The 19,613-nt window shown below is 70.3% G+C and carries 22 protein-coding genes and 1 pseudogene; 17 read left to right on the top strand and 6 right to left on the bottom strand.

All coding sequences use genetic code 11. The annotated features are described in order from the left end of the window. The 4 genes and pseudogenes from FV234_RS16260 to rlmJ form a co-directional block, all read left to right on the top strand. Nucleotides 1-259, top strand: a pseudogene (locus FV234_RS16260) (extensin); the annotation flags it as partial. A gap of 138 nt (nt 260-397) precedes the next feature. Beyond that, nucleotides 398-865, top strand: coding sequence for a hypothetical protein (locus tag FV234_RS16255; RefSeq protein WP_147761412.1), 468 nt, complete (start codon nt 398-400; stop codon nt 863-865). Between the two features lie 41 nt (nt 866-906). After that, entirely contained in the window at nt 907-1,548 is a 642-nt protein-coding gene (locus FV234_RS16250) for a ribonuclease T2 (protein WP_238270755.1), read from the top strand. Between the two features lie 65 nt (nt 1,549-1,613). Continuing rightward, complete coding sequence (gene rlmJ / locus FV234_RS16245) at nt 1,614-2,459, top strand: 23S rRNA (adenine(2030)-N(6))-methyltransferase RlmJ (RefSeq protein WP_147751328.1); 846 nt, start codon at nt 1,614-1,616, stop codon at nt 2,457-2,459. A 47-nt stretch (nt 2,460-2,506) separates the two neighbouring features. Here rlmJ and FV234_RS16240 read toward each other — a convergent pair whose 3' ends face one another. Continuing rightward, nucleotides 2,507-4,654, bottom strand: a complete 2,148-nt coding sequence (locus FV234_RS16240; RefSeq protein WP_147830385.1) for a sodium-translocating pyrophosphatase — start codon at nt 4,652-4,654, stop codon at nt 2,507-2,509. A gap of 390 nt (nt 4,655-5,044) precedes the next feature. On the opposite strand from FV234_RS16240, the gene FV234_RS16235 reads away from it, so the two are divergent. After that, nucleotides 5,045-5,425 (top strand): hypothetical protein, encoded by a 381-nt coding sequence (locus FV234_RS16235; protein WP_246686214.1) that lies wholly within the window; start codon nt 5,045-5,047, stop codon nt 5,423-5,425. On the opposite strand, the gene thiL is transcribed toward FV234_RS16235, so the two are convergent. From thiL to ribH, 3 genes are read right to left on the bottom strand one after another with little or no spacing between them, the layout of a single operon-like run. Beyond that, on the bottom strand, nt 5,357-6,349 hold the full coding sequence (gene thiL, locus FV234_RS16230) for a thiamine-phosphate kinase (RefSeq protein ID WP_147761461.1): 993 nt from the start codon (nt 6,347-6,349) through the stop codon (nt 5,357-5,359). The genes FV234_RS16235 and thiL overlap by 69 nt on opposite strands. Before the next feature lie 23 nt (nt 6,350-6,372). Further along, nucleotides 6,373-6,843 (bottom strand): transcription antitermination factor NusB, encoded by a 471-nt coding sequence (gene nusB / locus FV234_RS16225; RefSeq protein ID WP_147751325.1) that lies wholly within the window; start codon nt 6,841-6,843, stop codon nt 6,373-6,375. After that, entirely contained in the window at nt 6,840-7,346 is a 507-nt protein-coding gene (gene ribH / locus FV234_RS16220) for a 6,7-dimethyl-8-ribityllumazine synthase (RefSeq protein ID WP_147761415.1), read from the bottom strand. Before ribH ends, nusB begins: the two co-directional genes overlap by 4 nt. A gap of 300 nt (nt 7,347-7,646) precedes the next feature. Between ribH and FV234_RS16215 the strand changes: the two genes are divergently transcribed. From FV234_RS16215 to FV234_RS16195, 4 genes are all read left to right on the top strand, one after another. Beyond that, a complete protein-coding gene (locus FV234_RS16215; protein ID WP_147830381.1) occupies nt 7,647-8,630 on the top strand; it encodes an ABC transporter ATP-binding protein in 984 nt (327 codons plus the stop codon). Between the two features lie 36 nt (nt 8,631-8,666). Continuing rightward, the gene (locus FV234_RS16210) at nt 8,667-9,932 is read left to right on the top strand and encodes an extracellular solute-binding protein (protein WP_147761417.1); all 1,266 of its coding nucleotides are present in this window, start codon (nt 8,667-8,669) and stop codon (nt 9,930-9,932) included. Between the two features lie 199 nt (nt 9,933-10,131). Next, nucleotides 10,132-11,070 (top strand): ABC transporter permease, encoded by a 939-nt coding sequence (locus FV234_RS16200; protein ID WP_147761418.1) that lies wholly within the window; start codon nt 10,132-10,134, stop codon nt 11,068-11,070. 2 nt (nt 11,071-11,072) lie between these two features. Beyond that, nucleotides 11,073-11,963, top strand: a complete 891-nt coding sequence (locus tag FV234_RS16195; RefSeq protein ID WP_147761419.1) for an ABC transporter permease — start codon at nt 11,073-11,075, stop codon at nt 11,961-11,963. Nucleotides 11,964-12,034: 71 nt separating this feature from the next. Here the strand turns inward: FV234_RS16195 and FV234_RS16190 are convergent, their stop codons facing one another. Beyond that, a complete protein-coding gene (locus FV234_RS16190; protein ID WP_147751319.1) occupies nt 12,035-12,256 on the bottom strand; it encodes a hypothetical protein in 222 nt (73 codons plus the stop codon). 347 nt (nt 12,257-12,603) lie between these two features. Here FV234_RS16190 and FV234_RS16185 point away from each other — a divergent pair, with 347 nt between their 5' ends. From FV234_RS16185 to FV234_RS16150, 8 genes are all read left to right on the top strand, one after another. Continuing rightward, nucleotides 12,604-12,813 (top strand): cold-shock protein, encoded by a 210-nt coding sequence (locus FV234_RS16185; protein ID WP_147726903.1) that lies wholly within the window; start codon nt 12,604-12,606, stop codon nt 12,811-12,813. Between the two features lie 226 nt (nt 12,814-13,039). After that, nucleotides 13,040-13,402 carry a DUF6481 family protein gene (locus FV234_RS16180; RefSeq protein ID WP_147751318.1) on the top strand — a complete coding sequence of 121 codons (363 nt, stop codon included), beginning with the start codon at nt 13,040-13,042 and terminating at the stop codon, nt 13,400-13,402. Between the two features lie 169 nt (nt 13,403-13,571). Beyond that, nucleotides 13,572-13,772 carry a hypothetical protein gene (locus FV234_RS16175; RefSeq protein ID WP_147751317.1) on the top strand — a complete coding sequence of 67 codons (201 nt, stop codon included), beginning with the start codon at nt 13,572-13,574 and terminating at the stop codon, nt 13,770-13,772. Nucleotides 13,773-14,016: 244 nt separating this feature from the next. After that, nucleotides 14,017-14,280, top strand: a complete 264-nt coding sequence (locus FV234_RS16170; RefSeq protein WP_147751316.1) for a hypothetical protein — start codon at nt 14,017-14,019, stop codon at nt 14,278-14,280. A gap of 27 nt (nt 14,281-14,307) precedes the next feature. Then, on the top strand, nt 14,308-14,517 hold the full coding sequence (locus FV234_RS16165) for a hypothetical protein (protein WP_147751315.1): 210 nt from the start codon (nt 14,308-14,310) through the stop codon (nt 14,515-14,517). A gap of 197 nt (nt 14,518-14,714) precedes the next feature. Continuing rightward, nucleotides 14,715-16,058 carry an ATP-binding protein gene (locus FV234_RS16160; protein ID WP_238270865.1) on the top strand — a complete coding sequence of 448 codons (1,344 nt, stop codon included), beginning with the start codon at nt 14,715-14,717 and terminating at the stop codon, nt 16,056-16,058. 141 nt (nt 16,059-16,199) lie between these two features. Next, the gene (locus FV234_RS16155) at nt 16,200-16,391 is read left to right on the top strand and encodes a hypothetical protein (RefSeq protein WP_147751313.1); all 192 of its coding nucleotides are present in this window, start codon (nt 16,200-16,202) and stop codon (nt 16,389-16,391) included. Between the two features lie 110 nt (nt 16,392-16,501). Further along, nucleotides 16,502-17,683, top strand: a complete 1,182-nt coding sequence (locus FV234_RS16150; RefSeq protein ID WP_147830379.1) for a pyridoxal phosphate-dependent aminotransferase — start codon at nt 16,502-16,504, stop codon at nt 17,681-17,683. A 201-nt stretch (nt 17,684-17,884) separates the two neighbouring features. On the opposite strand, the gene FV234_RS16145 is transcribed toward FV234_RS16150, so the two are convergent. Then, nucleotides 17,885-19,504 carry a phosphoenolpyruvate carboxykinase gene (locus FV234_RS16145; protein ID WP_147761422.1) on the bottom strand — a complete coding sequence of 540 codons (1,620 nt, stop codon included), beginning with the start codon at nt 19,502-19,504 and terminating at the stop codon, nt 17,885-17,887. Nucleotides 19,505-19,613: the final 109 nt, after the last annotated feature.

Raw genomic sequence — 19,613 nt, 5'->3', positions numbered from 1 at the left:
GCAGGCCCCGGTGGATATCGAGGAGGACGATCCCTACGGCGCCTCGCCGACGTCGCGCGCCGCGAGCCCGACGCAGGTCGCCCGCGCGCCGGCCCGCCCGGTCGCGCCCTCGGCCTACGCCTCGGCGCCCGCACCGCGCCCGATGCCGGCACGACCCGCCCCGCGCGTCGCGGCGGCCCTGCCCGGCGAAGACCCGGGCGGATTCGAGGAGCCGCTTTCGCTGGCCGCCCCCGGGCTGTCGTCGGGGCCGATCTACTGAGCGCCAAGGAAGCGACGAGTGTGCCTCGCGTGCCCCACCGGATCGCGAAAGCGTGGCCGCCAAGGTCGTCCGGCTTGACTTGAGCGTGCCCCGGGCCAACGTCGCCGGATGCAGGACACCTCGCGGAAAGCACCCGCCATGCGCTCGAACGCTCTCTCGGTCGCCGTCGGCGTCGGCCTCACCCTCGCCGGCTGCCTCCAGCCGGCCTTCGCGCGCTCGGCGCGGGAGGACATCGAGCCCTCCGAGGAGCGCGCCTTCCCGTTCGACGCGAACATCCCGGCCTGCCAGGATGCGGGCGTGCTGGAGAAAGTCTCGACGCAGTTCGCCGAGAAGGAGGCGAAGTTCTGGAACTCGTCCCTGACGATCGTGTCCTACGACACGATCGAGCGGACGGCGTGGCGGCCCTGGGGCCTCGACTACATCCCGCGCCGGTTCTGCAGCGCGACCGCCACCACCTCGGACGGCGTCCGCCGCAAGGTCGACTATTCCGTGCGCGAGAGCCTCGGCATCATCGGCGCGACCTGGGGCGTCGAGTTCTGCGTCCACGGCCTCGACCGCGACCTGAGCTACGCCTACGCCACCGCCTGCCGCATGGCACGCCCGTGAGGCGTGCCGGCCTCGCAATCGCGGCTGCCCGCTCCGCCGCCTTGACGGCCGGCCTCCTCACGGCAGGCGCGCAGGCTCAGGATTACGGCGGCTACGGCCGCGGCAACGACGCGCCCGGCAGCTTCGACTTCTACGTCCTGGCCCTGTCCTGGTCGCCGACCTATTGCGAGACCGCCGGCCAGCGCGACGACCGCCAATGCGCGGCCGGGCGCGGCCTCGGCTTCGTGGTGCACGGGCTGTGGCCGCAATACACCCGCGGCTATCCGCAGAACTGCTCGGCCGTGCAGCGCTCGCCGACCCCGCAGGCGATGGAGGTGGCCGGCCAGGTCTACCCGAGCGAGGGGCTGGCCCGCTACGAGTGGCGCAAGCACGGCACCTGCTCCGGCCTCGACCCGACCGCCTACTTCAACGCCGCGCGGACCGCACGCCTGGCGGTGACGATTCCCGACGACCTCAAGACCTCGGGCTCCGAGCGCCGCCTGGCGCCGATCGAGATCGCCCGGCAGTTCGTGACCGCGAACCAGGGTCTGCGGCCGGACATGATGGCGGTGTCCTGCGCCCGCGGGCAGCTGCAGGAGGTGCGGATCTGCTTCACCAAGGACCTGCGCGGCTTCGCCTCCTGCCCGGAGGTCGCGCGCGGCAATTGCCGCTCGCCCGAGATCACGGTCGGCGCCGCGCGCTGATCCTCGCGGTGAAATCCGCGCCGGACGGCTGGACCCGGGCCGCGCGATCCGCTTGATCAGCGGACATGAACTATCGCCACGCCTTCCATGCCGGCAACTTCGCGGACGTGCTCAAGCACCTCGTGCTGACGCGGGTGCTCGCGCACCTTTGCCTGAAGCCCGCTCCCTTCCGCGCCGTCGACACCCATGCGGGCCTCGGCTTCTACGACCTCACCGCCGACGAGGCCGGCCGCACCGCCGAATGGCTGGACGGCTGGGGCCGTCTCGACGATCCGTTCCCGGAAGCGGTCGAGGACCTGCTGACGCCCTATCGCGCCGCCGTCGCCGCGGTCCGGGCGCGCCACGGTGCCACGACCTATCCCGGCTCGCCGGCGCTGATCCGCGAGTTCCTGCGCGCCGAGGACCAGGGCGTCTTCGTCGAGCTCCATCCCGCCGACCATGCGGTGCTGCGCGAGCGCTTCAACGAACACGCCCGCACCAAGGTGCTCCACCTCGACGGCTGGACCGCGCTGAACGCGATGATCCCGCCGCCCGAGCGCCGCGGTCTCGTCCTGATCGACCCGCCCTACGAGGTGCCGGGCGAGATCGACCGCCTCGGCGCGCACCTCGCCAAGGCGGTGGCGAAGTGGCCGACCGGCGTGTTCCTGGCGTGGTATCCGATCAAGAACCTCGCCGCCGTCGATCGCATGGCGGGCGTGCTCGACGGCGCCCTCGTCCGCCCGGCGCTCCGCCTCGACCTGATGATCGATCGGCCCGACGACACGCGGCTCACCGGCAACGGCCTGATCGTGGTCAACCCGCCCTGGCGGCTCGCCGAGGAAGCCGCCCTGTTCCTCCCGGCCCTGGCCGACCGCCTCGCCCGCGGCGCCTACGGCGCGTTCCGGTGTGAAGTGATCGGGAAGGTCGGTTGAACGGCGTCCTTCCCTCCCCCGCGGAGGGGGGAGGGAATCGACACGCCTCACGCGTGCGCCAGGATCGCCAACAGCAGCAGTGCGATGATGTTGGTGATCTTGATCGCCGGGTTCACCGCCGGGCCGGCGGTGTCCTTGTAGGGGTCGCCGACGGTGTCGCCGGTGACCGCCGCCTTGTGGGCGTCGGAGCCCTTGCCGCCGTGGCGCCCGTCTTCGATGTACTTCTTGGCGTTGTCCCAGGCGCCGCCGCCCGAGGTCATCGAGATCGCGACGTAGAGGCCGGTGAGGATGACGCCGAGCAGGCTCGCGCCCACCGTGGCGAAGGCCTGCGACTTGCCGGCGACGAGCTGGATCGCGAAGAACAGCACGATCGGCATCAGCACCGGCAACAGCGACGGCACGATCATCTCGCGGATCGCGGCGCGGGTCAGCATGTCGACGGCGCGGCCGTAATCCGGCCGGTCGGTGCCGGCCATGATGCCCGGCTTCTCGCGGAACTGGCGGCGGACCTCCTCGACCACGGCGCCCGCGGCACGTCCCACCGCCGTCATCGCCATGCCGGCGAACAGGAACGGGATCAGCCCGCCGAGCAGCAGCCCGACCACGACGTAGGGGTTGGACAGCGAGAAATCGACCGTGACGCCCTTGAAGAAGCGGTACTGCGTGTCGCTGGCGTTGGCGATGAAGTAGTCGAGGTCTGAGGTGTAGGCGGCAAACAGCACCAGCGCGCCGAGGCCCGCCGAGCCGATGGCGTAGCCCTTGGTGACGGCCTTGGTGGTGTTGCCGACGGCGTCGAGGGCGTCGGTCGAGCGCCGGACCTCGGAGGGCAGCCCCGCCATCTCGGCGATGCCGCCGGCGTTGTCGGTGACCGGGCCGAAGGCGTCGAGCGCGACGATGAAGCCGGCCAGCGCCAGCATCGCCGTGACCGCGATGGCGATGCCGAACAGGCCGGCGAGCGCATGGGTGGAGATGATGCCGCCGACGATGACCAGCGCCGGAAGCGCCGTCGATTCGAGCGAGACGGCCAAGCCCTGGATCACGTTGGTGCCGTGGCCGGTGACCGAGGCGTCGGCGATCGACTTCACCGGCCTGAAGTTGGTGCCGGTGTAGAATTCGGTGATCACCACGATCAGCGCGGTGATGACGAGGCCGATCACCGCGCAGCCCAGCAGCCCGCCGGAGGTGAAGCTGACGCCGGTGGAGGTGGTGAAGCTGGTGGACAGGCCGCCGAACAGGGCGAAGTTCACCGCCGCGATCGCCACGATCGACAGCACGCCCGCGGTGATCAGGCCCTTGTACAGCGCCCCCATGATCGACTGGTTGGCCCCGAGCCGCACGGCGTAGGTGCCGGCGATCGAGGTGAGGATGCAGGACGAGCCGATGGCCAGCGGATAGATCATCATCGCCTCGAGCACGTTGCGGCCCGCGACGTCGACCTGGCCGCCGAAGAAGATCGCGGCGAGCACCATCGTGGCGACGACCGTGACGGCGTAGGTCTCGAACAGGTCGGCGGCCATGCCGGCGCAATCGCCGACGTTGTCGCCGACGTTGTCGGCGATGGTGGCCGGGTTGCGCGGGTCGTCCTCCGGGATCCCGGCCTCGACCTTGCCGACGAGGTCGCCGCCGACGTCGGCGCCCTTGGTGAAGATGCCGCCGCCCAGCCGCGCGAAGATCGAGATCAGCGAGGCGCCGAAGCCGAGCGCCACCAGGGCGTCGATGACTTCGCGGCTGGCCGGCGCGAGGCCGGCCCCGCGGGTGAGGTAGAGGTAGTAGAAGGCGACGCCGAGCAGCGCGAGGCCCGCGACCAGCATGCCGGTGACGGCGCCGGACTTGAACGCGACCTCGAGGCCGCCGCCGAGCGAGGTCGAGGCCGCCTGCGCCGTGCGCACGTTGGCGCGCACCGAGACGTTCATGCCGATGAATCCGGCAGCCCCCGACAGCACCGCGCCGATCAGGAAGCCGACCGCCACCTTGATTCCGAGGAAGAAGGCGAGCGCTGCGAAGAGCACGATGCCGACGAGGCCGATGGTGGCGTATTGGCGCTTGAGGTAGGCCTGCGCGCCCTCGGCGATCGCGGCGGCGATCTCCTGCATCCGCTGCGTGCCGGCGTCGCGTTTCATCACGTCGTTGATCGTCACGATTCCGTAGGCGACGGCGCACAGCCCGCCCAGGATGATCAGCAGCAAAGCGGTCATGCACCCGTCCCTTGTTTTCGTGATGCCTGGTTCTCGTGATGCGTGGCGCCGGCTTGGTCGTCGTCGAGCCGAACCCTCAGGGTCCCCTCGATCGGCTCGGGTTCGGCATTCCTTCGCAGAAGTGCCAGACTTGATTGCCAAACTTCGCGGTCGAGCGCAAACGCGACTTTCGATCGGCCCCACGAGATCTTGCTGCGCTGCAGCATAGACTTTTGAATTCTGTTCTTCGGAAGGGCGCTGGTCGCCGGGTGAGTGGCCGTCTAGGCGGCGACGGCGGGCGGCCGCATCGCCGATCGCCGCTTCAGCCGAGCGTTAACCCAGCATTAACCATAGCAACTACTACTCTTGGTTGCATAAAGGAGAGAGTGCTTCACGATGAGCAGCGATCAGGTGGCGAAGCTCGCGGCGACGATCGACGTGCTGACGAGCGCCGTGCAGTTCCTTGTTGCGGAGCGCGTGAGCATGCAACCGCCGGCGCTGCACGGCGCCCTGCTTCAGGTGCTGCAGCGCTCGCTCTCGGTTCCGGCGCAGAGCGACGCGGACGAGCGCGGCGGCGCTGCGGTGCAGGAGGCCGACCTCGCGCGCTGGACCCCGATCGTCGCGACGCACCTGATCGACGACGTGCGGCGCCAGCTCGGCCATCCGCCCGTGGCCGTCGCGCCGACCGCGCCCGCCAAGGTCCGGACGATCTCCGAGGCGTTTTCAGAAATGGCTGAACGCGCCCGCCGCGAAAACGCGCGCGGCGCCCTCGGCATCGCGAAAGCCGGGTAGTCCGCTGCCTGATCCGACGGTGCCGACGACCGAGACCGGCACGCCGGCCGCAGCGGCCGCGGCGCGGAACGCGTCGCAGGAATCGGGGGCCACGGTGCACAGAATCTCGTAGTCGTCGCCGCCGGTGACGGCGACGTCGAACAGGTCCGTCCGGCTCGCGATGGCGCGGGTGGCAGCCGGGGACAGCGGCACCGCCGCCGCGTCGATCTCGGCCGTCGCGCCGGCGCCGGCCAGCATCTTGGCGAGGTCGCCGGCCAACCCGTCCGACACGTCCATCGAAGCGGTCGCGAAGCGCAGGACTGCGTCGGCGAGGCCCAGGCGGGCTTGCGGGTGCAGGTAGCGGTCGGCGAGGTGCGCGCGCGCAGGCGCATCGAGCGCCCGGACCCAGCCGGCATCGGGATCGAGCCGCATCCGCAAGCCGAGCGCTGCGTCGCCGATGGTGCCGCTGACGCAGATCCTGTCGCCGACCCGCGCGGTCGCGCGGCGCACGATGCGCCCGGCAGGGACTTCGCCGATCGCGGTGACGCCGATCAGCGCCGGCCCGCCGGATTTCACCGTGTCGCCGCCGAGCAGCGGGCAGCCGGACGCCCGGCTCGCCTGTCCGAGCCCTTCGGCGAAGCGCGCCAGCCAGGCTTCGGTCCAGTCCGCCGGCAGGGCGAGGGTGAGCAGGAAGCCGCGCGGGACGGCGCCCTTGGCGGCGATGTCGGAGAGGTTCACCCCGAGCGCCTTGCGGGCGAGCGATTCCGGCGGGTCGTCGGGGAAGTAGTGGATGCCGGAGACGATCGCGTCCGCCGTCAGCACGAGGTCGTGGCCGGGGCTCGGCGCGAGGCTCGCCGCGTCGTCGCGCAAGCCGTCGGCGCCGGGGCCGGCGAGCGGGGCGAAGTAGCGCGCGATCAGCGCCTCCTCGGTGGGACGCGAGGAAATCACGTGATCGCCCGCCCGGCCGCTCACCCCTGCTTGGCGCCGGCCAGCTCCGCCGCGCGGGTCTGGCGCGCGACCTTGTCGAGCACGGCGTTGACCATGCCCGGCTCGTCGCCGGTGTAGAAGCTGTGGGCCACGTCGACGTATTCCGAGATCGCGGCGCGGGCCGGCACGTCGCGGCGGAACATCAGCTCGTAGGTGCCGGCGCGCAGGATGGCGCGCAGCACGACCTCGATGCGCTTCAGCGGCCAGCCCTGGCTCAGGGCCTGGTCGATCTGCGGATCGATCGCGCGCTGCTCCTCGACGACACCGCGCAGCAGGTCGCGGAAGAAGGCCGTCTCGGCCGGCGGATGCACCACGCCGTCGATCTCCTTGCCGAGCCAGAAGGTCTCGAACTCGGCGAGCGCGTCGAGGACGCCCTTGCCGGAGATCTCCATGTCGTAGAGCGCCTGCACGACGGAGAGCCGGGCGCCGGTGCGCGGGTTGATCTTGGTCATGCGGGTTCAGGCTCTCGTGCGACGGCGGCCGCGCGCTTGAGCGCGAGCACCGCGAGGGCGGCCTCGGCCGCGCCGCCGCCCTTGTTCATCTCGGAGACGCGGGCGCGGGCGTGGGCCTGCGCCTCGTTCTCCACGGTCAGGATGCCGTTGCCGAGCGGCAGGCGCAGGCGCACCGACAGGTCCATCAGGGCCCGCGCGCTCTCGCCTGCGACGATGTCGTAATGCCCGGTCTCGCCGCGGATGACGCAGCCGAGCGCCACGACGGCGTCGTAGGGCGTGCCGGCCGCCTCGGCCGCCTCGAGCAGGATGGCGACGGTCGCGGGAATCTCCAGCGCGCCCGGCACGGTCACGACCGCGGCGTGGGCCTCCGCCGCCGCGACGGCGCCGAGCGCCCCGGCGAGCAGGTCGTCGGACAGGCCGTCGTAGAAGCGCGCCTCGACCACGAGGACCCGGGCGCCGGGCGTTTTCGGAGGGACGTAGGCGTCGCTGCGGGGGACATGCATGGGACTCGTGGGACTCCGGCGGACCCACCGCGCGTGCGGAGGGCGCTGACCGACGCGCCGTCTCCGGCCGTCTCGCATCCAGGGTGTTCGGGCAGGGTGTCCGAGGGAGCGAGGGTTAGACCGAAGCGACCGGCTCCACAAGCATGCCGGCGCCGGCCCGCCTGCGGACAGGGCATCGCCTCCATGCGCCGGCGCCCGGTGCGACGGCCCGGGCATCGCTTTTACGACGCCGCCGCGCCCGTGATGGCCCGCGGCTTGCTCCCCGGTTTTCGCGAAGGGCGTGCCGACCGAAGGACCCGCATGAACGTCGAGGTGATCCAGCTGACGAAGCGCTACGGCTCGACGCTCGCCGTCGACGCGATCGACCTCAAGATCCCGTCGGGCGCCTATTGCTGCCTGCTCGGGCCGTCCGGCTGCGGCAAGACCACGACCCTGCGGATGATCGGCGGGCACGAGGCCGTCAGCTCCGGCGCGGTGGTGATCGGCCCGCGCGCCGTCGGCGACGCGCCGCCGTCCGAGCGCGGCACCGCGATGATGTTCCAGAGCTACGCGCTGTTCCCGCACCTCACCTGCCGCGACAACGTCGCGTTCTCGCTTCGCATGCGCGGGGTCACCAAGGCCGAGCGCCGCACGAAGGCCGACGCGATGCTTGACCTCGTGCAGATGGGCCACCTCGCGGACCGCCTGCCGGCGCAACTCTCTGGCGGGCAGCAGCAGCGCGTGGCGCTGGCCCGCGCGCTGGTCACCGGCCCGAAGGTGCTGCTCCTCGACGAGCCGCTCTCGGCCCTCGACCCGTTCCTGCGGGTGCGGATGCGGGTGGAGCTGAAGCGCATCCAGGCGGAACTCGGGCTCACCTTCATCCACGTCACGCACAGCCAGGAGGAGGCGATGGCGCTGTCCGACCTCGTGGTGGTGATGAACGGCGGCAAGATCGAGCAGGCGGGCGACCCGCGCACGGTGTTCGAGCGCCCGGCCTCGGCCTTCGTCGCCCGCTTCATCGGCGGCCACAACGTCATCGCCCTGCCCGAGGGCAAGGTCGCGGTGCGGGCCGACCGGATGCGGCTCGGGGCCGAGGCCGGCGCGGGCGCGGTGCAGGCCCGCGTGCTGGCCGTCGAATACCAGGGCGCCAGCGTGCAGGTGGCGCTCGAGGCGGACGGGATGACCGAGCCGGGCGGCCTGAGCGCGGTCCTCGACGACGCCACCTTCGCCGGCCGCCCGCTGGCGCCGGGCGACCGGGTCGCGCTCGGCTGGGACCCGGACGCCGCCCACCGCCTCGACGCCTGACGCGACCGCTCAACATAGACTAAGGAAAGCACGCGGATGACCAACGGCATCAAGTTCACGCGGCGCACGCTGCTCCAGGGGGCAGGCACCGCGCTCGCGGCCGGGCCGATCACCGGGTTTCCCGCCGTCCACGCCGCCGAGCCGGTGACGCTGCGCTATCTCGGCACCGCCGTGAACCAGTCCGGCGACATCGCCCGCAAGGTGAAGGAGGATCTCGGGATCACGATCGAGTACATCCCAGTCGTCACCGACGAGGTCACCAAGCGGGCGGTGACGCAGCCGAACTCGTTCGATCTGATCGACACCGAGTTTTTCAGCCTGAAGAAGATCGTCCCCTCGGGCAACATCCTCGGCATGGATGCGCGCCGGATCAAGAACGCGGACAAGATCACGCCGATCTTCACCAAGGGCGAGATCGCCGGCAAGGCGATCGGCGACCAGGGCACCGCGCCGAAGAAGGTGTTCTACCTCGAAGGCCAGACCGGCAAGTCCTTCGCCTCGTCGCCGACGGAGTGGATCACCCTGATCCCGACCACCTACAACGCCGACACCTTGGGCATCCGCCCCGACCTGATCAAGCGCCCGATCACCAGCTGGAGGGAGCTCCTGAATCCCGAGTTCAAGGGACGCGCCTCGATCCTCAACATCCCCTCCATCGGCATCATGGACGCGGCGATGGTGGTGGAGGCGACCGGCGACTACACCTACGGCGACAAGGGCAACATGACGAAGGCGGAGATCGACCGCACGATCAAGCTCCTGATCGAGGCCAAGCGCGCCGGCCAGTTCCGCGCCTTCTGGCAGGACTTCAACGAATCCGTGAACCTGATGGCGTCGGGCGAGACGGTGATCCAGTCGATGTGGTCGCCCGCCGTCACCAAGGTGCGGACGCAGGGCGTCGCCTGCACCTACCAGCCGCTGAAGGAAGGCTACCGCGCCTGGGCCACCGGCTTCGGCCTGCCGAAGACGCTGACCGGCCGCAAGCTCGATGCGGCCTACGACTTCGTCAACTGGTTCCTCTCGGGCTGGGCCGGCGCCTACCTCAACCGCCAGGGCTACTATTCCGCCGTTCCCGAGACCGCCAAGACCCAGATGGAGCCCTACGAGTGGGCCTACTGGATGGAGGGCAAGCCGGCCGAGAAGGACATCCACGGCCCCGACGGCGGCCTGCTCGAAAAGGCCGGCGCCACCCGCGACGGCGGCTCATTCGAGGCCCGCATGGGCGCGGTGGCGTGCTGGAACGCGGTGATGGACGAGAACACCTACATGGTCCGCAAGTGGAATGAGTTCATCGCGGCGTGACGCGGGTTCTTTCCATATCCGCGACGCCGCTTCCCTCCCCCCTCTTCGGGGAAGGGTGGGCCTCGCATCAGCGAGGGTCGGGAGAGGGGAGCGACAGCGCCGGATACGGCGCTCTCCTCTCCCCCCCTGCTGCGCAGGGTACCCTCCCCCGCAGCGGGGGGAGGGAAGAGCGCGCGCTCCATCGGTCGGAGGTCTCGCAATGAGCGACGTGGCGCTTCCCGCGCTTGCCGACGCCCCGGCGAAGACGGAGCAAACCGAGACGCCCGCCCGCCCGCGCCGGCGCCTGCCCTACCTCCAGGCGGCGCCGATGGCGCTGGTGTTCGTGGTCTTCCTCGCGATCCCGCTGCTGCTGACGCTGATGGTCAGCTTCTGGGAATACAACGAATACGAGATCATCCCGGCCTTCACGCTGCAGAACTACCGCGACGTGTTCGAGGGGTGCGGCAACCTCGCCGACCCGTGCACGACGGTGCGGACCTACCTCTCGACCCTGAAGTTCTGCGCGCTGACGCTGGCCTTCACGCTGATGGTCGGGTTCCCGGTGGCGTACTTCCTCGCCTTCCACGTCCGTTCGCGCGCGGTGCAGATGGCGCTATTCCTGCTGTGCACGATCCCGTTCTGGACCTCGAACGTGATCCGCATGATCTCGTGGATCCCGCTGCTCGGGCGCAACGGCCTCGTCAACGACACGCTCCGCAGCCTCGGGGTGATCGAGCGGCCGATCGAGGGACTGCTGTATTCCGACTTCTCGGTGACGCTGGCCTTCGTGCACCTCTACACGGTGTTCATGATCGTGCCGATCTTCAACAGCATGGCGCGGATCGACCGGTCGCTGATCGAGGCGGCCTACGATGCGGGCGCCACCGGCTGGCAGACCCTGTGGAGCGTCGTCGTCCCCCTGTGCAAGCCGGGCATCGCCATCGGCACCATCTTCGTGCTGACCCTGGTGATGGGCGACTTCGTCACGGTGGGCGTGATGGGCGGGCAGCAGATCGCCTCCGTGGGCAAGGTGATCCAGGTCCAGATGTCGTACCTGCAATTCCCGGCGGCGGCCGCCAACGCCGTGGTGCTGCTGGCTGCCGTGCTGATGATGATCCTCGGGCTGACCCGGGTGATCGACCTGCGCAAGGAGCTGTAGCCGTGAGCGACCGCCCCCGAGGCCTGGCCTTCACCGCGCTGGCGGCGTTCTTCGCGCTCTACGTGCTGTTCCTCTACGGCCCGACCCTGACGATCCTGGCGCTGAGCTTCCAGGGCCCGCAGGGCGGGCTGACCTTCCCGATGAACGGCGTCTCGACGCACTGGTTCGGCAAGCTCTGGGCCGGCGGCGGCATCGTCGACATCTGGGCGGCGTTCGGGCGCTCGCTCCGGCTCGGCTTCGTGGTGATGGTGCTCACCGTCGTGCTGGCGTTCTTCGCGGGCCTCGCCTTCCGCAAGGGCTTTCGCGGCGCCAACGCGCTCTTCGCCATCGCGGTGGCGAGCCTGATCGTGCCCTCGATCGTGGTCTCCCTCGGGATCGGCCTCGAGTTCCGGCTGGTCGACGACGCGATCAACGCGCTGGCCGCCGCCACAGGCTGGGGCTGGCTGCAGGACCACGGCACCGCGATGGGGCTCTACAGCTCGGCGCTCGGCGCTCACCTGACCTGGACGCTGCCCTTCGGCCTGCTGATCATGTTCGCGGTCTTCAACCGGTTCGATCCGGCCTACGAGGAGGCGGCGCGCGACCTCGGCGCGACCGGGGCGCAGACGCTGCGCCACGTCGTGGTGCCGATCCTGGCCCCCGCACTGGTCGGCGTCGCACTGTTCGGTTTCACCCTGTCCTTCGACGAACTCGCCCGCACCAGCCAGGCGATCGGCGGCCGCAACTCCCTGCCGCTCGAACTCCAGGGGCTCACCACCACGGTGACGACGCCGGAGATCTATGCGCTGGGAAGCCTGACGACGGCGGTTTCGGCGCTGGTGATCGGCACGGCGCTCGCCGCCAGCCTCCTCCTGCAGCGCCGCCGCGCGCGCCGGAGCCTGGCCGGCGCCTAGAGCATTATCCGTGCGGTCGCATCGTCTCCACGCGAGCCGGCATCCACGTCGCTTGAAAATGCTCCGGCGCCCTACTCCGCGCCAGCCGGCTCGTCGCCCGATTCGACGAGCGTCAGGCGCGGGGTCGAGGCCTTGCGCTCGGCGGTCTCGATCAGGCGCAGGCTCGTCGCCTGGCGGCTCTTCTTCAGGTCCTCGGCGATCGCGCCGGTGTTCCCGGCGATGCGCTTGGCGCGCTTGTCGTACTCCGCCATCGAGACGACCGAGGAATCACCGGTCTCGGGGGTGCGCGCCATGTCCACCTCGAAGGAAGAGACCGTCCGCACGAGCGCGTGGCGGGCATGGCTTCAACCTAGCACGCTTTCGCGTGATCGCTCCGAGGATTCGCGGGCGACGCACCGCGGGTTCGAGCGGCGGCGACATCGCTCGGCCGGGCACGCTTTCGTGTTCGTGCCGGTTGGTGTTTGCAAAATGTCGCGGGGTGTGCAAAAAGTACAACATCGACTTCTGGTCAGATATCCGGCCGCTCCGCCCGTAATGGTCGTGCGCTGTGTTTTCTCCCACAATTCGACGATTAGCGATCTGGCGCGTGATTCACATGCGCCGGTCGGCTTATGACGCCTGATAAGATGCGGAATTTTCTATGAGCACCGGCACCGTCAAGTGGTTCAACGATCAGAAGGGCTTCGGCTTCATCCAGCCGGATGACGGCGGCAAGGACGTCTTCGTGCACATCTCGGCTGTCGAGCGCGCTGGCATGCGCGGCCTGACCGAGGGCCAGAAGATCTCCTACGAGATGGAGACCGACCGTCGCAGCGGCAAGCAGTCCGCCGGCAGCCTCCAGGCCGCCTGAACCCGAGTTCGCCTCGGATCGTTGTCGAAGCCGTCCCACCCGGGACGGCTTCGCGCGTTTCTGAACGGCGCGACCGAATCGCGGCGAGGCGACCTCGCCGCGGACCGCCTTCAGCCAAGCGCTGGGGGCCGACCACCGCCGAGCCCCGCAGGCGACGACCTGTGCGCCTCGGTCCGACCCGTCTGACCGCATCCGGCATGGGGCCGGTGGCGCATAAGGATCTTGTGTGAATCAATCCAAGGACAACCAGTTCTCCGACCGGCTCGAGACCGCTGCGAAGGCGCGGGAAGCGATGCTGGCGCGCTATCGTTCGCGGCCGGCCGCCGACGATCCCGCCGTGGTCGCCCGCCAGGCCGAGCGCCAGGCCGTGATCGAGGCCCGCGAGGAGCGCAACAAGGAGCGCGAGGCCGCCCGGCTCGCCGCCGAGGTCCAGCGGATCGCCGAGGCGAAGGCCCAGCGCGAGTTCGAAGCCGCCGAGGTGCTGCGCATCGCCGCAGAGAAGGCCGAGCGCCAGGCCGCCCTCGCCGCCGAGCAGAAGGAGGCGCGCGACGCCCGCTTCGCCGCCCGCAAGCTCCGCGCCCGCAAGTAAGACCGAGACCGGCTCGCCGAGCCGAAACCCGGCGACAGCCCCTCCGCCAGCGGTTCACCCCGCGGGCGTTCGGGCCGGCGCCCTCAGCCCTAGCCGAATCCGTCTCCGCATCCGTCGCGCCCGTCCCGGGTTCGATACCCGGCGTCGCGGCGACCAGGAGTGATGTTCGATGTCCCACAAGTTCAAGCTCGGCCAGCGTGTCCGTCAGTCGCGCGGCGGCTTCGGCTCCGTGAAGGACGACGCGTCCGGCCTGCTCTGCGAGATCGTCCGCCTGATGCCCGAGGACCGCACCGGCGAGCCGGGCTACCGGATCAAGTCCTCGGCCGGCGAGCGCGCCGCGACCGAGAGCGAGCTGTCCCTCGCCGGCTGATCAGACCGACACCACCGCCAGCGAGTCACGTCTGCGCGACGTCTGCAGGGCGCGCGGGCGTGCCGTGCGTTGCCAAACGCCCGATCCTGCGCCATCTCACGCTCCGTGCCGGCCACGGCCTCGTCTGCCGGCCGCACGCGGCTCTTGCGGGACGGACCGGGCGGCGTTTCGTGCCCCGTCTCCGGACCGGGAGCCGTTCCATCCCCGGGCGGCGTTTCACGTCGGCCCCAACCCCAAGCAGGCAATGAGTAAGCGCACCAGGCAAAGGCCACAGGAGCGGGGCTCCGTGCTGTTCGACGTGGTCTACGAGGACGGTTCGCAGGCCTCCAACCGCCGCGTCCCGATGGAAATCCTCGGCGGCCTCGACGGCGACGATCCGGCTCGCGAGGTGATCTCGGCGCAGGACGAGGACATCGCCCAGAAGTCCGGGCGTCCGCAGCGGACGATCCTCTCGCTCTCGCGGTCCCCGATCCCCGAGGCGAAACCGAAGCCGCCCCGCGATGCGTAAGGGAGCGCGAGCGTGGGAGGGCACGACATGGGCCACAAGTTTCATCTCGGACAACTCGTCCGCCGCCGCGACCTCGCGGCGGCCCGCAACGGCAACCGCATCTTCGAGGTGATCGGCCTGCTGCCGGCCGATGCCGGCGCGCCGGGCTATCGCATCCGCAGCACCGAGGCCGGCACCCACGAGGTCCGCGAGGACGGGCTGACCGCGGCCTCGTGCTGCCCGGCGCCCGCGACCTGATCGACCGCGGGACCAAGCGCGCATTGGAGCGCCGCGTCGGGGGTGGCATAAGGCCGAGACGTCCCGATCCCGGGGCCTCGCCCGGACCCCCGCCCGATGCGCCGCCTTCCGCCGGCCCCGACATCCTTCGCCACCGACAGGCGCGCGCCGTGAACGCGCCGGACCTCGCGCCCGCGCGCCGCTCGGCCTCGCGCCGGCTGGCTAACCCGCGGACCCTGTGGAAGCGGGTCTCGCGCGCCGTCGGCGACCTGCTGCCGAAGGGCCTCTACGCCCGGTCGCTGATCATCATCATCGCGCCGGTGGTGCTGCTGCAATCGGTGATCGCCTACACCTTCATGGAGCGGCACTGGCAGCTGGTGACCAAGCGCCTGTCCTCGGCGGTCACGGCCGACGTCGCGGCGCTGATCGACATCTACGAGGTCTACCCCCAGGACAAGGACGCCGAGACACTCTCGCGCATCGCCGGCGAGCGGCTGAACCTCGACCTCGACATCCTGAAGGGCGCCAAGATCCCGCCGCCCGGGCCGCGGCCGTTCTTCTCGATCCTCGACGAGGCGCTGTCGGACGAGCTGAAGCGCCAGATCGGCCGCCCGTTCTGGATCGACACCGTCGGCCGATCGAACCTGATCGAGATTCGCGTCGCGATTCCCGACGGGGTGATGCGCATCACCGCGCGCCGCTCCCAGGCCTACGCCTCGAACTCGCACATCTTCCTGGTGTGGATGATCGGCTCGTCGATGGTGCTGCTCGGCGTCGCGATCCTGTTCCTGCGCAACCAGATCAAGCCGATCCTGCGGCTCGCCGCGGTGGCGGAAGGGTTCGGCAAGGGCCGCGAGATCGAGTTCCGCCCCCGCGGCGCCCGCGAGGTCCGGCAGGCCGGCCACGCCTTCATCGAGATGAAGCGCCGCATCGAGCGCGCGATGGAGCAACGCACGACGATGCTCAACGGCGTGAGCCACGACCTGCGCACGATCATCACCCGGTTCCGGCTCTCCCTCGCTCTGATCGACCAGAGCCCGGAGATCGACGAGCTCTCGCGCGACGTCGACGAGATGAGCCGCATGTTGGAGGGCTACCTCGCCTTCGCCCGCGGCGATTCGGCGGAGAACGCGGCGCCCACCGACATGCGCGCCCTGCTCGAGGACCTGCGCACCGACGTGGAACGCCTGGGCGCCCAGGTCTCGGATTTCGAGCTCGCCGGGTCGCCCTCCGTCACCGTGCGGCCCGACGCGTTCCGGCGCTGCCTGTTCAACCTCGCCGCCAACGCCGCCCGCTACGGCGAGACGGTGGCGATCTCAGGCCGGGCCGAGGCGCGGGCGTTCTTCGTCTCGATCGACGACGACGGCCCGGGCATCGCGGTCGAAAGCCGCGAGGAGGTGTTCAAGCCGTTCGTGCGCCTCGACGACGCGCGCCAGGATGCGGGCGGCTCCGGGCTCGGCCTGTCGATCGCCCGCGACATCGCCCGCGCGCATGGCGGCGACGTCTCGCTCCACGACAGTCCGCTCGGCGGCTTACGCGCGACGGTGCGGGTGCCGGCCTGAGGCCGGCGGCTGGTTCGGCCCGATGCGCGGCAAAAAAACGGTGCGGCGGGTGTCCCCACGACCGCGCCGGGGTGCTATGGACGGGCGATCCGTCCAAGCGCGTGGGTTACTTCGCCGCCCCGCACGACCTGAGTGCCGTTCATGAACCCGCTCGTTCCGCTCTTCATCCTGATCTCGCTGCCGCTCGCCGCGATCGGTCTCGTGCTCTACACCGACACCGGCATCGAGCCGGCCCTGTTCTACGCCTCGGTGAAGACCTTCGTGATCCTCGGCGCCATCGCCGTCGCGCTGTCGTTCGGCGCGAGCAAGCTCGCCGAGCGCTCGAAGCACTGATCGCCTCGCCCGCCGCGGCACGCTCCGTGCACGCGGGACGCTCCGTGCAGTAAGGGGCGGGTCGGCCGGGCGTTCGACGGCCCGGCCGCGCGAACCGGGAGGACGTTTCCATGATGCAGATCGTTCCGGCCTTCGGACGCATCGGCGAGGAGAACGCCTTCGCGGTGCTGGCCCGTGCCAACGCGCTCGCCGCTCAAGGACGCGACGTCATCAACCTCGGAATCGGCCAGCCCGACATGCCAACCCCGGCCCACGTCGTCGAGGCCGGCATCCAGGCGCTGCGCGACGGGCACCACGGCTACACGCCGGCCACCGGCATCCTGCCCCTGCGCGAGGCGGTGTCCCGCGACATCCACCGGCGCCACGGCGTCGAGGTCTCCCCTGAGAGCGTGATGATCGTGCCCGGCGGCAAGGTCACCATGTTCATGGCGATCCTGATGTTCGGCGAGCCCGGAGCCGAGATCCTCTACCCGGATCCCGGTTTCCCGATCTACCGGTCGATGATCGAGTTCACCGGCGCGACGCCTGTGCCGGTGCCGATCCGCGAGGCCAACGGCTTCGCGTTCTCGGCCGAGGAGACCCTTGCGCTGATCACGCCGCGGACCCGGCTGCTCATCGTCAACTCGCCGGCGAACCCCACGGGCGGCGTGACGCCGAAGGCCGAGATCGACGCCCTGGCGAAGGGTCTCGCCGACCATCCCGACGTCGCGATCCTGTCGGACGAGATCTACGGCACCATGACTTACGATGGCGAGGCGCATCACTCGCTGCTCAGGTACGAACAGATTCGCGACCGGCTGATCTACCTCGACGGCGCGTCGAAGACGTACGCGATGACGGGCTGGCGGCTCGGCTGGTCGGTCTGGCCGAAGCCGCTCTACGAGGCGGCGCGCAAGCTCGCGGTCAACGCCCATTCCTGCGTCAACGCCGCGACCCAGTGGGCCGGCATCGCCGCGCTGGACGGGTCGCAGGACTGCGTGGCCGAGATGGTCGCCGAATTCGATCGGCGCCGCACGATCGTGGTCGACGGCCTCAACGACCTGCCGGACGTGTCCTGCATCGTGCCCAAAGGCGCGTTCTACGCCTTCCCGAACGTGAGCCGCACCGGCTGGAAGGCGAAAGCCCTGGCCGCGTCGCTGCTGGAGCAAGCCGGCGTCGCCGTCATCGGCGGGCCGGATTTCGGCGTCCACGGCGAAGGCTACATCCGCCTCTCCTACGCCAACTCGGCGGAGAACATCTTGCGCGCGCTGGAGCGGATGAACGCGTTCCTGTCCGAGCGCAGGCCAGGCTGAGGCGCCCTCGCCCCCCCCGCGCCGTCATTCCGGGTCGCCGAAGGCGAGCCCGGAATCCAGAGCCGCCGCGTTCGCCGGATCGCAAGCTCCGGCGCCGCCCCTGGACCCGTCGCGGCTCTGGATTCCGGGCTCTGCTGCGCAGCCCCGGAATGACGGGTTTGGATGGGTGGGCGACCCCGAACGGAGCCGCCCGACCCGACCTCAGGCCGCCATCGACTGCGCGTTCGGCTCGGCCGCGCGCACGTCGTCGTCGACGTGCTGCTCGAAGCGCTTGAAGTTCTCCTTGAACATGCCGACGAGGCGGTTCGCGGTCTCGGCGAAGGCGGCCTTGTTGGCCCAGGTCTTGACCGGCTGCAGGATGTGCGGCTCGACGCCGGGCACCGAGACCGGCACCGCGAAGCCGAAATACGGGTCGCGGCGGAACTCGGTCTTCGACAGGGAGCCGTCGAGAACCGCCGAGAGCAGCCGGCGGGTGACGCGGATCGGCATCCGCCGACCGGTGCCGACGCCGCCGCCGGTCCAGCCCGTGTTGACGAGCCAGCAATCGACGTCGTGCCGGGCGATGAGGTCGCGCAGCAGGTTGCCGTAGGTGCTCGGGTGGCGCGGCATGAACGGCGCGCCGAAGCAGGTCGAGAACGTCGCCTCGGGCCCGGTCAGGCCGCGCTCGGTGCCCGCGACCTTGGCGGTGTAGCCGGAGAGGAAGTGGTACATCGCCTCCGCGCCGGTGAGCTTGGCGATCGGCGGCATCACCCCGAACGCATCGCAGGTGAGCATGACGATGTTCTTCGGGTGCCCGGCGCGGCCGGTGTCGCTCGCGTTGGCGATGAAGTCGAGCGGGTAGGCGCAGCGGGTGTTCTCGGTGAGCGAGGCGTCGTCGAAGTCGGGGATCCGCGTCTCAGGATCGATCACCACGTTTTCCATCACCGTGCCGAAGCGCTCGGTGGTGGCGTAGATCTCGGGCTCGGCGTTGCGCGAGAGGCGGATGGTCTTGGCGTAGCAGCCGCCCTCGAAGTTGAAGATCCCCTCCGGGCTCCAGCCGTGCTCGTCGTCGCCCAGCAACTTTCGCGAGGAATCGTTCGAGAGCGTGGTCTTGCCCGTGCCCGACAGCCCGAAGAAGATCGCCGAGCCGCCCTCGGCGTCGAGCGCCGCGTTGGCCGAGCAGTGCATCGGCATCACGCCCGCGCCCGGCAGGATGTAGTTCAGGTAGGTGAAGACCGACTTCTTCATCTCGCCGGCATAGGCCGAGCCGCCGATCAGCACGATCTTGCGCGTGAAATCGATGGCGATGACGGTCTTGGAGCGGCAGCCGTGGCGGGCCGGGTCGGCCTCGAAGCTCGGCAGGTCGATGATCGTCATGTCCGGCACGTACCCGGCGATCTCGGCGCGGGCTGGCCGGATCAGCAGGTTGCGGATGAACAGGGAGTGCCACGCGAATTCCGAGAACACCCGCGCCTTCACCCGGTAGCCTGCGTCGGCGCCGCCGTAGAGGTCCTGCGCGAACAGCTCGCGGCCTTCGGCGTGGGCCTGGAAGTCGGCGAGCAGGGTGGCGAACTGGTCGGGCGTGATCGCGCCGTTGTTCTCCCACCAGATCTCGTTCTCGGTGCTCGCGTCGCGGACCACGAACTTGTCCTTGGGCGAGCGACCGGTGTGGCTGCCGGTGGTGGCCACCAGCGCGCCGCCGCGCGCCAGGCGGCTCTCGCCGCGGACCAGCGATTCCTCGTAGAGGCGCGGGGCCTCCAGGTTCCAGTGCACGGCCTTCAGGTTGCGCAGGCCGATCGCCTCGGCGCCGTGGGCCGCGTTGTGATCGCCGATGTCGCTCATGGTCTCTCTCCCGGGCCCCTGCTCGCGCCGTGTCGCTGGTCCGGGCCGCGCGGCGCCGGATCAAGGGAGCGTCCGTGCGGTCGTACAGGACCGCCGCACGCTGGTTCGC

Source organism: Methylobacterium sp. WL8 (genome assembly GCF_008040045.1).
Lineage (GTDB): Bacteria > Pseudomonadota > Alphaproteobacteria > Rhizobiales > Beijerinckiaceae > Methylobacterium > Methylobacterium cerastii.
This window is presented reverse-complemented; position numbering and strand designations above follow the sequence as displayed.